Here is a 13,040-nt window from a genome sequence, read left to right on the forward strand (position 1 = left end):
AAACCCCTCCAAACAAAAAGTGTGAAGCAGGTCTCAAAACCGCGAAGGTTTGCTCATAATTGCTGAGTAGGGCAGGGTGAGCTTCGTTAGACCTACATAGCTATGTAGGTGACACCCATGGGATTCAATATTCTTTTCGGTGCCGTTGTCGGCGCCTTAACTCTTTCATTCAGTACAGCTCTGGCTGCGGCCGATTTGTCCGTCGAGCAGGACGTTCTATTACGTCTGCAGCAAGTGTCTGAAAATCAGCAATTGTTGTTGCAGGATAAAGAACAATCATTGCTGGACTTCGAGCGCAAGCTGCAAGATGCCCAGGATGATTTAGTCGATGCGGAACGCGAGCTGCAAGACAAAGAACAGGAGCTGGCGGACGCCCGATCCGGTGGTGAGACAATGGCTCGCCAGCGTAAACTGGCTGAGCACGCGGTTTCTATGGCCAAACGTGGGGTAAAAAACCGCCACAAGCGTATCCAGCGAATTGAGGGCAAGTTGACTCAGGAGCAGGACATACTGGCCAAAGCGCGCACGCAATTAAGCAAGAGCCGCAGTAACATTGCCAAACAGGAAGCCAAGATTGCCCGTCTGCGCGATGAAGCATCCGCTAAGGCGGCTCGCGTTGCCAAAGCCGAGCAGCAACGCCAGGCAAATGCTCGACCCGAACCCAAGCCTCAGGTGAAACAAACCCTCGCCAAAACTCAGGTTAAAACCCAGGCGCCTGTCGCTGAGCCTCCAAAGTTGGCGCAAGTGGATATACCCAAACAAGAGCAGCCTAAAGTTGAAGAGCCGAAGCCGGAACCGGCTGTTGAAGAACAGGAAGCCAAAGATCAAATGGCCGCCTTGGATGAGCTGGCCAGACAACAGGCGAAGGCAGAAGAGCAACGTTTATCAGAAGCCTTGGCGAGCTCAGAGCCATCGGGTCGCCAGCTGTATAAAAACCTGCGGATCAGAAGTGAATCGGTGGATGCTGAATTTCAGTTTTTAGGTAACCACCAATATCGCGCTGAGTCGGCGGTTACCGGCGGACGTCATATGTTTAAGGTGGGCTCTCACCATTATCGCGGGACTATTCCTTCATCGGATGCAGGTGAGGTGTATGTTTTCTTGTACGATACCAGCCGCAAAGGCAAGCCTCGTTTGAGCATGTATCGTAAGTCATTGTTGCAATAACTCATCACCGCGAGTCGCCCCCTCAATGGGCTCAACGGTTCTCGTTGAGCCCCGTTTCGTCAAAAAGCTTTTCCCCAGCCTTGATATCTCAGAACTCAGCCCCATATTGATAACAGACCCGCCTGATGGGGGTCGGAGCTGGCACACGTTGTGCCTCAATGCCAGGACCTAAGGTCTGGCAAACAATCAATATTGCTTAATTGTTAAGGATATTTCTTATGCGTAATTTCGATTTGTCACCACTTTACCGTTCGTCGATTGGCTTTGATCGTATGGCCAATATTCTCGATAGCCTGACAGCGACCGAACAGAACCAACCCAGTTACCCTCCCTACAACATCGAGCTGACCGGTGATGATCAGTATCGCATCACGATGGCCGTGGCAGGTTTCGCCGAAGCGGAATTGGGAATTGAGGTTGAAGAGAACAAATTAACCATTGCCGGCAAGAAAGAAGCCGCCAAAGAAGAAAAGACCTATCTGCATCAAGGCATTGCAGCGCGTAACTTTGAGCGTCGTTTCCAATTAGCGGATCATGTTCGTGTTGAGCATGCGCATATGGAAAATGGTCTTTTGCATATCGATTTGCGCCGGGAAATACCGGAGGCGATGAAGCCTAGAAGCATCGCAATCTCAACGTCAGGATTGCTTGAGTCCTAAGTCTCGCTGCTCATTGGCCTGAACAGCAAACAAAGCCCGCATAGCTCATGCGGGCTTTTTTGTGACGCCTGTCTCATAGGGTGATTGTTTTTGCCATAGAGCTTGGTGATATTCGCCTATTATAATTTGTCACCTAAGACGTTAGGGTACTGCCCAGGTTTTTAACTCTTAAAATATACAGTGACATGTTATGAATGCCACAGCCATAGCCGCTATTTTGATAGCATTGTGTGTTTTCTGCACAAACAGTTTTGCCCAATCCATTGAAGAACAGCTTACCCAGGCCGAGACCGCAATCCAGCAGGCTCAACGACGCCTCCCCCAACTCGAAACCCTCAGTGAAGAGCTTGCTGCAGAATTAGAAGGTTTTGCTCGCAAGTTGGAAGACGCTGAGCAGGATTTGGCGCAGTCCAACCGTGATGCCGCCCAGGCCCAGACGCTCCTGCAAGAGAGCAAGGTGGCTCACGAGGCGAACCCGAATCAAGATACTGATCGTGCTTTGCGAAAAGCTGAGCATGGCTATGCCATGGCCGAGCGAGGGGTGAAAAACCGCAGTAAGCGAGTTGAACGTATCCAGGGCAAGCATCAACAGTTATTGCTGAGCAATGAACGTAATATCCAACAACAAAAGGCTCTGCAAGCTCAGTTAAAAAAAGGGCGAGCCGATGTGCAGCGATTGCAAGCGACACTGCAGGATGAGAAACAACAGGCTCAACAAGCCGCTGTTGCGGCAACGGCCAAGTTGGAGCAGCAGGCCAGAGTTGCTCAACAAGAAAAACGGCAGCGTGAAAACGAACTGAAGCTGGCTCAGCAGCGTGAGGCGGAAGCCAAAAAAGCAAAACTGACGCAAACCATGGCAAAGAAAGATCCAGTGACTCAAGCCATTAAGTTGAGTGCTGAGGATCAAGCTGCAAAACGTCAGGCTGAAGAACTCTTGGCGGAAGTAAACCAGCAAATTGCAGATAAACCCGGGCGACGCCCCCTGTATAAACGCCTCTCACTGAAAGGGCCGCAGTTAGTCGGTGTTCCATTTACTTTTATGGGAGCGAATTACTACCGAGCTGAAGCGAGAGTCAGTGCAGGCCAGCAATTTTTTGAGGTCGCAAAGAACCGGTTTAAACGAGACTTACCGGAGGCGGATGATGGTCAGCTGTACGTCTTTATTTATCAGGCTAAGTCGGCATCACGCGGAATCTTGCACTACTACAAGAAATCTCTTGTTGAGAAGTAAACAACATAAGTTCGGGCAAGCCCGAACTTATTGATTCACTGAGAATAATTTCGCACGCACGGTGGTGCGGTATTCGCTCGGGGTCGTTGCCAGCAGTTTTTTAAACAGCCCGGTAAAGTGCCCCATATCCTGATAGCCTACCCGAAATGCAATTTCATTGATCGAAAGATTGCTGGTTTTCAGTAAATCCTTGGCGGTTTCAATTCTCACTTCCTGCAAATACTGCAGAGGTGATTTTCCGGTTGCGCTTTTAAAGCGGCGATTGAAAGTTCGCACGCTCATATCAAATTTTTCGGCGACGTCGCTGAGTTTAACTTCCTTGCCGTAATTGTCCTGAAGCCAGATCTGGGCCTGAACAATATCTTCATCCGGGTGATTGTTGGAGCACCCTTCAAAGAAACCACTTTCCTCATAAGAGCGTCGAATTTCGTGGGAAAAATGACGTTCAACATGGTTGGCGGTTGGGCGATCGTACAGGCGCTGAATAAAATGAACGGTCAAGTCGGCCAAGGCATTAACGCTGGCGGCACAGTAAAGGTTGGATGCCTGGGTGATAAAATACTGGCGTTTCAACTGTACTTGGGGATAGTCACGCTGAAACTGATCAAAGTAGTGCCAGTGCGTGGTAGCGGGTTTGCCGTCCAGGAGTCCAGCTTCGGCCAGCAGACAACAACCCGTGCCGACAGCGCTGATCGTGGCGCCATTTTCATAGTGCTGGCGTAACCAGCTGAGCAATTGGGGGTGTCGCTTCATCAGGGGTCTGGGGTTACGCCATAGCGCCGGCAGGTAAATCATATCGCTTTCACCGACCTCGGGCAGGCTCAGGTCAGGCTGAAATGCAAAGCCAGCGCGAGTCATTACTGACTTACGCTCAATGGCGGCGGTTTGTATATTGAGGCGTTCGGCGCGGCGATTTTGGGCCAGAGCGGCGGATTCAGCGGCTCGCAGCATTTCGATGGGCAGCGTCGTCCCGGTGGCCAGCATGTGATCGCATAAGACAAAGGTAATAGTAGGCACGGTGTATTCCTGGCTCTTCCAATTCCCAAAAACGTTATAAATCAGTGACCTAAATCGCCTGAAAACAGGTCTTGGCCACTATGCCTGTAATATTGGCTAAAGTTGCGCGTGGATGGTTATGGTCATACCGGTCTTAATTGTTGTCATATTGGCCAAAGTGGGTCGTTTTAGCATGTAATGGCCCGTTTCCCGGCGAGGCTGGCTGAAATCACAAAAATAGCTCCTGTATAGATTCATAGAATAAACCCATAGCTTGTAACAGTAATTTTTATGGGGTTCCCTATGTCAAAGCTGCGTTTACCTGTCATTGTTTCATTGGGAGGAATCAATGCCGCTGGCCGCAGTTCTGGTCACCATGCCTACCGCCGAATGGTGTTGGATAAGCTGAGTGCCAGCCAGCAACATGAAACTCTGCAGTCCCTGGCCGCCATGTGCGGTATTCCCCAGCAATCGGAATTCAGTGCACAGGAGCGTGAACGCCTACTGGCAAGCACTCTGATTCGCCAGGTGGAGCAAAACCATTTCGACGTTAATAACCTTCCCTGGATGACTCCTCTGGATACCCATGATCGCGCTGGGCAGCCCATGGAGTTTGAGTGTCGTCGTAAACAGCTGCCTCGGGATCTGCCTGTGAACTGGGAGGTGATCGATCTTGAAGATGATCGTGTCTGTGTGCGAATGGCTGGGCAGGGGCGTCTGTTCGTACCTAATACACGTGTTGCGCCGGTACAATCGGCGGGTCAATTGCCGACAGGGTTCGATCCGGGCCGTTTATACCCTTCTCGGTTTCACCCTCGAGGTTTACAGATGTCCGTCGTGGCGGCCTCTGATGCGCTGAATAATATGGGGCTGGCTTGGGAATCACTTTGTGCTGCACTGCCAGCCGATCAGATTGCCGTGTATTCCGGCAGTGTGATGGCCCAGCTGGATGACAATGGTTACGGTGGGCTGATGCAGTCACGTATGCGTGGTGGTCGTGTCAGTTCCAAGCAGTTACCGCTTGGTTTGAACACCATGCCGGCCGATTTCGTAAATGCTTATGTGTTGGGCAGTCTGGGGGCGACAGGCAGCGTGACGGGCGCCTGCGCTACCTTCCTGTATAATTTACGTATGGGGGTTGAAGACATTCAATCCGGCCGTCGCCGCGTTGTGTTTGTAGGCAATTCCGAAGCGCCATTAACGCCTGAGGTATTTGAAGGGTATGGGGCTATGAGCGCTTTGGCGACCGATGAAGGGCTGCGTAAGCTCGATGGCGCTGAGCAAGCTAATCACCGTCGTGCCAGTCGTCCCTTTGGTGACAACTGCGGTTTCACCTTAGCGGAGTCGGCTCAGTATTTTGTTTTGATGGATGATGAGTTAGCGATGGAGTTGGGCGCCGAAATATACGGTGCGGTAAGTGATGTCTTTATCAACGCTGACGGCTACAAGAAATCCATTTCCGCGCCAGGGCCTGGCAATTATATTACGTTGGCGAAATCGATGGCGGCCAGTGCCGCCTTGTTGGGTGAGCGTAGCCTGCGCGAGCGCAGTTATATCCAGGCCCACGGTTCCAGTACGCCTCAAAACCGGGTTACTGAGTCTAGAATTTTGGATGCCATGGCGAAAAACTTTGGCATTGCCTCCTGGCCTGTGTCAGCTGTGAAGGCTTATGTCGGACACTCTCTGGCGCCGGCGAGTGCCGATCAGATGCTGGCGGTCTTGGGGCAATTCGCCCATGGTTGGTTGCCGGGTTTAAAAACCACCGGGGCTATTGCGGACGATGTGTACCAGGAAAACCTGAACCTTCCTCTGGATGACATCGAGTTACCGGAGACTGATGTGGCCTTTATTAACTCCAAAGGCTTTGGTGGTAATAATGCAACAGCGGCGGTTATTCACCCGACTAAAGTGTCTGAAATGTTGAGCAAGCGCTATGGCGCCGCCTCAATGTCGGCTTACCAGTCGAAGCTGGAGGCCACCCGTGAGCAACGAGCTGAATACGAAGCGTCGGCCAGTAAAGGTGATTGGCAAGTGCGTTACCGTTTCGGTGAAGGGATGATTGATGAGGCGGAGCTGGAAATGGATCGCGAAAAACTCCGTTTGCCAGGCTGGGAGCAGTTGGTGGCGCTGCCCCAAGACACGCCATACGACGATTTGCGTCTCGACTGAGTCGCTTTCTTTGGATTTCTCCCGGGCCTTCCGGCTCGGGTATCTCTCCCGTAATATTTTATTCCTGCCTTTCTCGGCCACCGTAGGCCAGTCAAGGACTTAGCTGGCCCTGTTCACATGGCCAAGGGTATACTGCGTAAAATACATTGAAGAAGGTGGCCACGTGTCTAATCCTGATCAAGGAGAGGTTTCTTCCGTTACCAAAGCTGAGCAAAATAAACCAGCGGCATCCACCGGTACGGCCGGTGGTGGTCAGGCGGAAACGGATTTGCCTTTGGGGCGTCGCTTGCAACTTCTGCGAGAGCGCAATGGTTGGTCGCAGCGGGAACTGGCCAAACGTTCTGGGGTCACAAACAGCGTCATATCCACCATTGAGCAAGGGCGGGTCAGTCCCTCGATCAGTTCTCTGGAAAAAATTCTTGCCGGCTTTCCTGTCTCAATACGTGAATTCTTTACTTTTGATCCCAATGCTGAAGCGCCGGTTTTTTTCGCGGTAGGCGATATGGAAACCCGGCAGTTCGGTGGTCTTCATTCCCGGCGTCTTTTTGCGCACCAAGGTGTGGCGGTGACTCATGTGGTTTATGAAGCTTCTACGGGCGATGCGGCCAGTTCTTCTCCGAGCTTGTATCAACGTGATGGCATGACCGTTGGCGTCATTATGTCTGGACAGTTGGAAGTGACGGTGGGTGGTCAGGTTCGTGTTTTGCAAGCGGGCGAGGGTTATCAATTTGATCAGAGTCGTCCTCATTGTATTCGCAACCTGGCCCAAGAAGAGTGTGTGGTCTTGTCGGTTAGTTGTTAAACTAGCGGCCCGCTGTCTGGAGCGGATGTCATAGCAAACCATAGCATTAATATAAGAGAGATTTTATGAACACGAGACGCCAGCGTGGTGAAGAAATTCGCCGAGAGGTGATGAGTGACCCATTTGTGGATCGAGCGCTGAACAACAGCAGTGAGTTTGATGCGCCCCTGCAAGAACTGGTCATGGAAACAGCTTGGGGAACGGTGTGGGATCGTGATGATCTGCCTCGTGCCACACGGAGTTTGGTCACGATTGCAATGCTGGCGGCCATGAAGTGTTCCAATGAATTGAAGGGGCATGTACGGGGCGCCTTGCGAAATGGATGTACCGTTGAAGAGATTCGCGCGGTACTGCTGCATGCGGTTCCCTATATCGGCGCGCCAGCAAGTCTCGAAGCGTTTCGCTCAGCCCGTGAAGTCATCGAAGACTTTGAGCAAAGCCAGCAAGCTGAGGCCGAATAAGGGTTACGCCTGCATGTTTCCATTGGTTCAGCATCCCGCCGAGCATATCGCCCGCTGCATTCTTGATACGACGAGCAAAGAACATTTCTTTTGCTTTGCTTTCAAGGATGAGTTCTCAGCCTCCGAATTGAACAACGATACCCAGGTGTATTCGGCGCGCTTGTTTTGTGAGGCGGGAAGGTACCGTCTCGCTCTGCTGGAAGGTAATACCGCTGAGCTTGAGTCTCTCCGTAACGCTCAAAGCCTTCCCATTGATGGCCCTTGGTTTTTGCAAACCGTCAGCGTGGCCAAACCCTGGGGACAGGAAATTTGGTACAGCGCTTATGAGCAGCGTGGTGTGTGCCACTTTGCTGCGAATGCTGATCAGGAAGGCTTGCCTATTCCGGTGCTGCTGCATTTATTTCCCCAGTTGTTGGGTCAATCTTCCGCTCTGAATCTGTTAAAAGTACTGGCCCCGTATTCCAGTGAATTGTTGGGTGAGCTGTATTTTGAAATGCATAAGGAGAAGCAAGAAGTCTATGTGGTGAGCCACATCGACAAGGCGGCTTGGCCCGAGGGCATTGCCAAAATGCGTTTTGGCTTTTGCGAACAGAAGTTGCAGCAATTTTCCAATTTTGAACAATTCAAACAAGCTTATCTTTCTGCGGTTACGGCTTATGAGTCGGTGCGTAGAGAAATCGACGCTGAGCTTCAGGAATCGTCCTCAATTGAGGCGATTTCCGAGTCTGAAAAGCAAGGGCTGCTGTCGGCGTTGCCTGTTTCGCTGCAACAGCGAGAAGCGGACTTGGCTAGGAATATGTCCAGTTTTATCGCTGAGCGATCTTTGCGCCTCGGGGATGTCATCAAAGTGCCGAAAATGCTGCCCCATGGTTTATTGCATGGGGTTAGGGTGGTGGAGTTCCAAACGCCAGTCTACGAACGTTTGATTTTGTCATTTCGCCAAGCGGTGTTAACCCAAGATCATTGGGACACTGAACAGGCTCTATCCCTGTTGGCGCAGCCACCAAGAGTCGAGGTGCCACCCAATCAGAATCGGTGTTCTCTGGGGGAGCCGCTTACGTCCATTGTCGATGTTGAACGTATAGTATCCTTCGACGACTTTGAGGTGTATCGAGTGCACTTTTTGAAAAGTGGTCGACTTGCATTGGCGTCTCTTATGCAGCAACTGTTGTCGGAGCAACAATCGTTGAGTAACGTTCTGCTTCTGGCGCTTCACCCCGTGTCTCTTGGTAACACGCAGTCTTCACTCACCTTACAGGCTGAACAGGGTGCCTGTTTACCTCTTTGGCAGGGCCTGACGAAGAACGGCCTCGAACTTGAGGCGGAAAAGGGTGCTATTGTCTTGCTAAGCCGGCCATTGCCGTGAAAATTCGCTCAACTTGCGGAAAAATTTCACCAGTGTGTTGATCCCTACAAAAGAGTGTGGCAGTATTAGCACCCCTTTGGCACAGGGCAGTTTTGATTTTGGCATTTTAGTGTTTTAAATCAACGGCTTAGGTGCTAATTAGAGCTCGGCTTTTGAAGCGAGAGCCCACAAAGTAATGCGGACGTGGCGGAATTGGTAGACGCGCTAGATTTAGGTTCTAGTATCGCAAGGTGTGAGAGTTCAAGTCTCTCCGTCCGCACCATATTTTTCTAGAGATTATTGGCTTTAGGGAGTTGCCCTAAGGCTTTTTTGCGTTCAGCGCTCCTCGATGGCGCAAGCGCTCATTGTGAGAGGAACATCATGCAGGTTTCAATCGAAACAACTACTGGTTTAGAGCGTCGCTTAACTGTAGGCGTGCCAGCTGAGCAAGTCGATAGCGAAGTTGAAAATCGCCTAAAGCAGGCCGCTAAAACCGTTCACCTGAACGGCTTCCGCAAAGGTAAGGTTCCTTTGAAAGTGGTTAAGCAGCGTTTCGGTGCGGGTGTTCGTCAGGAAGTTATCGGTGAAGTAATGAGCCGTAGCTTTTATGAGGCGGTACAGCAGGAAGGTGTTAGCCCTGCCGGCCAGCCAAGCATTGAGCCTAAAGAAATGGGCGAAGGCAAAGACATTGAATTCGTTGCGACTTTTGAAGTGTACCCGGAAGTAGAGCTGGCTGACGTATCCAGCATCGCTGTGAACAAGCCAGTGGCGGAAGTGACGGATAAAGACATCGACACCATGATTGAAACTCTGCGCAAACAGCAGGGCACCTTCAAAAATGTGCGTCGTAAAGCGGTTAAAGAGAACCGCTTGAATATCGACTACGTTGGCACCAAAGACGGTGAAGAATTTGAAGGCGGTAAAGCTGAAGGTCAGGAATTGATCTTGGGTTCCAACAGTATGATCCCTGGTTTTGAGGATGGCTTGATTGGCGCCAAAAAAGGCGAAGAGCACGTTCTGGATCTGACCTTCCCTGAAGATTATCACGCTGAAGAGTTAAAGGGTGCTGCCGTTCAGTTCACCGTTAAAGTGAATCAGGTTGCGGCTCTGGAACTGCCAGAGATGGACGAAGAGTTCTTCAAGAAATACGGTGTTGAAGACGGTGGTGAAGATAAGTTCCGCGAAGAAGTTCGCAATAATATGGAGCGTGAACTGAAAAACGCTGCCAAGAACAAGGTTAAAACCCAGGTCATGGATGGTCTGTTGGACGCCAACAGCGTTGACTTGCCAAAGGCTTTGGTTGCTTCTGAGATCGATGCTTTGCGTGGTCAAATGATGCAGCAATTCGGCGGTGCCGCTGAAAATATGGATCTGAAATCCATCCTGCCGGACGATATGTTTAACGAGCAGGCTGAGCGCCGTGTTGCTCTGGGTCTGATCGTAGGTGAGCTGGTTAAAAAAGAAGAGCTGAAAGTTGATGCTGATGCCGTTAAGGCGATGGTTGAAGAAATGGCCTCTACCTACCAGGATCCTGAAGAAGTGGTTAACTACTACTACAGTAATCGTGAATTGCTGGCTGGTGTAGAGTCTGCAGTTCTGGAAGACCAGGTAGTTGATCACATCCTGGAAAAAGCCAAAGTAGAAGAAGTTAAGAGCGATTACGAAGAAGTGATCAAGCCTGCTCAACAGGCTTAATTCAACTCTTAGATCGTTTAATGATCAAAGCGCCGGCATAATGCCGGCGTTTTTGTTTAAGCTTTAGGCATAATTGAATTTTATCGCCTGAAAACTGGCATAGTTGCGATCTTGCAGTTAAGCTCAGAGAAGATGATTGCCGGTATCGCCCTGGGCTTCAGTGAGCGCTGCCAAGGCCGATATAGAAGTATCATTGGCAACTACATTCCCGCCAATCAGTTAATCAGGCGACCATTTCCAGGCTCGCCAGGTAGCAATAAGGAATCTGATAAAACAATGTCCAGTATCGACACAATTAACCCGCTATCTCCTGTCGCCAGTGGTCTTGTACCTATGGTTGTTGAGCAAACGTCTCGTGGAGAGCGATCCTACGACATCTATTCGCGTCTGTTGAAAGAGCGAGTGATTTTCCTGGTTGGTCAGGTGGAAGACCACATGGCAAATCTGGTTGTCGCCCAATTGTTGTTCCTGGAAGCTGAAAACCCCGACAAAGACATTCACCTGTATATCAATTCTCCGGGTGGTTCTGTGACCGCGGGCATGTCAATTTATGACACCATGCAGTTTATCAAGCCGGATGTGAGCACCATGTGTATTGGTCAAGCCTGCAGCATGGGTTCTTTTCTGTTGAGTTCAGGGGCGCCAGGTAAGCGTTATTGTCTGCCAAATGCACGTACCATGATTCATCAGCCGAGTGGCGGTGCCCAAGGGCAGGCGACGGATATCCATATCCAGGCCCAGGAAATTTTGAAGATTCGTCAGCGCTTAAACGAAATCCTGGCTAAAAATACCGGCAAATCGGTCGATCAAATAGCTGAGGACACCGAGCGTGATAACTTTATGAGCGCTGAGGAGTCTCAGGAGTATGGCTTGGTCGACCAAGTGTTGAGCGCACGTTAATCGGTATCCGCTGAGATACGTTGAATAAGGCGCCAATTATCTATCTCAGACCAAGGTGGGCTTGAAAAAGCTAGTGAAAGCACTCATCTTGTCTGTACGAACACATATTATGGCAAGCTCCAGCTGAGCATTCGGTATATTGTTGGGCGCTTACAAGCGCGATAGGCCGAAAAGGTTGATTCCGATGAGCTGGCTGGGAAACTTTCCCGCTGAGAAAGGGCCATAATTACAAGGTCAATAGTGGAGTGGTTTGATGACCGATCACACAAATGAAAATGGGGATGACAACGGCAAGCTGCTGTATTGTTCATTCTGTGGCAAAAGCCAGCATGAAGTTCGCAAGCTGATCGCAGGCCCTTCGGTATTTATTTGCGATGAATGTGTCGATCTATGTAACGACATTATTCGCGAGGAAATTCAGGAAGCTGCAGTAGAGGGCAACTCTGATACCTTGCCAACCCCGCAAGAAATCTCTTCAATTCTGGATCAATACGTTATTGGTCAGAAGCGTGCCAAAAAAGTCCTGGCCGTAGCGGTATACAACCACTACAAGCGTTTGCAAATTGGCGAGAAGAAAAAAGACAAAGACGAAGTTGAGCTGAGCAAAAGTAATATCTTGCTGGTGGGCCCGACCGGTAGTGGTAAAACCCTATTGGCGGAAACCCTGGCTCGTCTGCTGAATGTGCCGTTTACAATTGCCGATGCAACTACCCTGACTGAGGCGGGCTACGTTGGTGAAGACGTTGAAAATATCATTCAGAAGTTGCTTCAGAAATGCGATTACGATGTCGACAAGGCCCAGCGCGGTATTGTGTACATTGATGAGATCGATAAAATTTCCCGCAAGTCGGACAACCCGTCTATTACTCGTGATGTATCGGGTGAGGGTGTTCAGCAGGCGTTGCTGAAGTTGATCGAAGGTACCGTTGCGTCGGTTCCGCCTCAAGGTGGCCGTAAGCACCCTCAGCAGGAATTCCTGCAAGTGGATACCTCGAATATCCTGTTTATCTGTGGTGGTGCATTCGCCGGTTTGGATAAAGTCATTCGCGACCGTTCCGAGAAGGGCGGTATTGGCTTCTCTGCCGAGGTGAAGAGTAAGGCGGACGACAAAGATTTCGGCGAGACATTGCATGAGCTGGAGCCGGAAGATCTGGTGAAATACGGCTTAATTCCAGAATTTGTAGGCCGTTTGCCGGTTATCGCAACACTGGAAGAGCTTGATATTGCCGCTCTGGTTCAAATTTTGACCGAGCCGAAGAACTCTCTGACCAAACAGTACAACAAGCTGTTTGAGATGGAAGATGTTGAGATCGATTTCCGCCCAGATGCATTGGAGGCCGTGGCGAACAAGGCGATGGTTCGTAAAACCGGTGCTCGTGGTTTGCGTTCCATTATGGAATCCGTGCTGCTTGATACCATGTACCGCATCCCATCAGAAGACAGTGTGGTAAAAGTGGTGGTTGATGAGTCGGTCATCAAAGGTGAATCAGAACCTTTGCTGGTCTACGAAGCCAACGATCAGGCCGCTGCGGCTGAAGAGTGAGCCATCGTTTAAAGACTATGAAAAAGGGGTGACGTATCACCCCTTTTTTTATGCCAGTACAAAAAATCTATC

The 13,040-nt window shown here is 50.4% G+C and carries 11 protein-coding genes and 1 tRNA gene; 11 read left to right on the forward strand and 1 reads right to left on the reverse strand.

What is annotated here, in order from left to right; translation table 11 throughout:
* Positions 1 to 117: 117 nt before the first annotated feature.
* From ABWW03_RS07580 to ABWW03_RS07590, 3 genes are all read left to right on the forward strand, one after another.
* Positions 118 to 1,167 (forward strand): hypothetical protein, encoded by a 1,050-nt coding sequence (locus tag ABWW03_RS07580; RefSeq protein ID WP_353407440.1) that lies wholly within the window; start codon positions 118 to 120, stop codon positions 1,165 to 1,167.
* Positions 1,168 to 1,385: 218 nt separating this feature from the next.
* Positions 1,386 to 1,826: an Hsp20 family protein gene (locus ABWW03_RS07585; RefSeq protein WP_353407441.1), complete on the forward strand. Its 441-nt coding sequence runs from the start codon at positions 1,386 to 1,388 to the stop codon at positions 1,824 to 1,826.
* Positions 1,827 to 2,016: 190 nt separating this feature from the next.
* Entirely contained in the window at positions 2,017 to 3,057 is a 1,041-nt protein-coding gene (locus ABWW03_RS07590; protein WP_353407442.1) for a hypothetical protein, read from the forward strand.
* A 27-nt stretch (positions 3,058 to 3,084) separates the two neighbouring features.
* On the opposite strand, the gene ABWW03_RS07595 is transcribed toward ABWW03_RS07590, so the two are convergent.
* Positions 3,085 to 4,074 (reverse strand): GlxA family transcriptional regulator, encoded by a 990-nt coding sequence (locus tag ABWW03_RS07595; protein WP_353407443.1) that lies wholly within the window; start codon positions 4,072 to 4,074, stop codon positions 3,085 to 3,087.
* 282 nt (positions 4,075 to 4,356) lie between these two features.
* Here ABWW03_RS07595 and ABWW03_RS07600 point away from each other — a divergent pair, with 282 nt between their 5' ends.
* The 8 genes from ABWW03_RS07600 to clpX all read left to right on the forward strand — a co-directional run bounded on the left by ABWW03_RS07600 (position 4,357) and on the right by clpX (position 12,968).
* Complete coding sequence (locus ABWW03_RS07600; protein ID WP_353407445.1) at positions 4,357 to 6,222, forward strand: beta-ketoacyl synthase; 1,866 nt, start codon at positions 4,357 to 4,359, stop codon at positions 6,220 to 6,222.
* A gap of 163 nt (positions 6,223 to 6,385) precedes the next feature.
* A complete protein-coding gene (locus ABWW03_RS07605; protein ID WP_353407446.1) occupies positions 6,386 to 7,024 on the forward strand; it encodes a helix-turn-helix domain-containing protein in 639 nt (212 codons plus the stop codon).
* A gap of 65 nt (positions 7,025 to 7,089) precedes the next feature.
* On the forward strand, positions 7,090 to 7,485 hold the full coding sequence (locus ABWW03_RS07610; protein ID WP_353407447.1) for a carboxymuconolactone decarboxylase family protein: 396 nt from the start codon (positions 7,090 to 7,092) through the stop codon (positions 7,483 to 7,485).
* Between the two features lie 13 nt (positions 7,486 to 7,498).
* Positions 7,499 to 8,851, forward strand: a complete 1,353-nt coding sequence (locus ABWW03_RS07615; protein WP_353407448.1) for a hypothetical protein — start codon at positions 7,499 to 7,501, stop codon at positions 8,849 to 8,851.
* 177 nt (positions 8,852 to 9,028) lie between these two features.
* Positions 9,029 to 9,113 (forward strand) — tRNA-Leu (locus ABWW03_RS07620).
* Between the two features lie 98 nt (positions 9,114 to 9,211).
* On the forward strand, positions 9,212 to 10,525 hold the full coding sequence (tig, locus tag ABWW03_RS07625; protein ID WP_353407449.1) for a trigger factor: 1,314 nt from the start codon (positions 9,212 to 9,214) through the stop codon (positions 10,523 to 10,525).
* A 276-nt stretch (positions 10,526 to 10,801) separates the two neighbouring features.
* Positions 10,802 to 11,425 (forward strand): ATP-dependent Clp endopeptidase proteolytic subunit ClpP, encoded by a 624-nt coding sequence (clpP, locus tag ABWW03_RS07630; RefSeq protein ID WP_353407585.1) that lies wholly within the window; start codon positions 10,802 to 10,804, stop codon positions 11,423 to 11,425.
* A gap of 253 nt (positions 11,426 to 11,678) precedes the next feature.
* Entirely contained in the window at positions 11,679 to 12,968 is a 1,290-nt protein-coding gene (gene clpX, locus ABWW03_RS07635) for an ATP-dependent Clp protease ATP-binding subunit ClpX (RefSeq protein ID WP_353407450.1), read from the forward strand.
* Positions 12,969 to 13,040 lie beyond the last annotated feature (72 nt).

Source organism: Pseudoteredinibacter isoporae (assembly GCF_040372805.1).
Lineage (GTDB): Bacteria > Pseudomonadota > Gammaproteobacteria > Pseudomonadales > Cellvibrionaceae > Pseudoteredinibacter > Pseudoteredinibacter isoporae_A.

What these genes read in the sequence shown, in the direction of transcription:
- ABWW03_RS07590 (WP_353407442.1), top strand. Translation starts at nt 2,017, where the DNA reads ATGAATGCCACAGCCATAGCCGCTATTTTGATAGCATTGTGTGTTTTC.
- ABWW03_RS07610 (WP_353407447.1), top strand. Translation starts at nt 7,090, where the DNA reads ATGAACACGAGACGCCAGCGTGGTGAAGAAATTCGCCGAGAGGTGATG.
- tig (WP_353407449.1), top strand. Translation starts at nt 9,212, where the DNA reads ATGCAGGTTTCAATCGAAACAACTACTGGTTTAGAGCGTCGCTTAACT.
- ABWW03_RS07615 (WP_353407448.1), top strand. Translation starts at nt 7,499, where the DNA reads ATGTTTCCATTGGTTCAGCATCCCGCCGAGCATATCGCCCGCTGCATT.
- clpP (WP_353407585.1), top strand. Translation starts at nt 10,802, where the DNA reads ATGTCCAGTATCGACACAATTAACCCGCTATCTCCTGTCGCCAGTGGT.
- ABWW03_RS07600 (WP_353407445.1), top strand. Translation starts at nt 4,357, where the DNA reads ATGTCAAAGCTGCGTTTACCTGTCATTGTTTCATTGGGAGGAATCAAT.
- clpX (WP_353407450.1), top strand. Translation starts at nt 11,679, where the DNA reads ATGACCGATCACACAAATGAAAATGGGGATGACAACGGCAAGCTGCTG.
- ABWW03_RS07580 (WP_353407440.1), top strand. Translation starts at nt 118, where the DNA reads ATGGGATTCAATATTCTTTTCGGTGCCGTTGTCGGCGCCTTAACTCTT.
- ABWW03_RS07585 (WP_353407441.1), top strand. Translation starts at nt 1,386, where the DNA reads ATGCGTAATTTCGATTTGTCACCACTTTACCGTTCGTCGATTGGCTTT.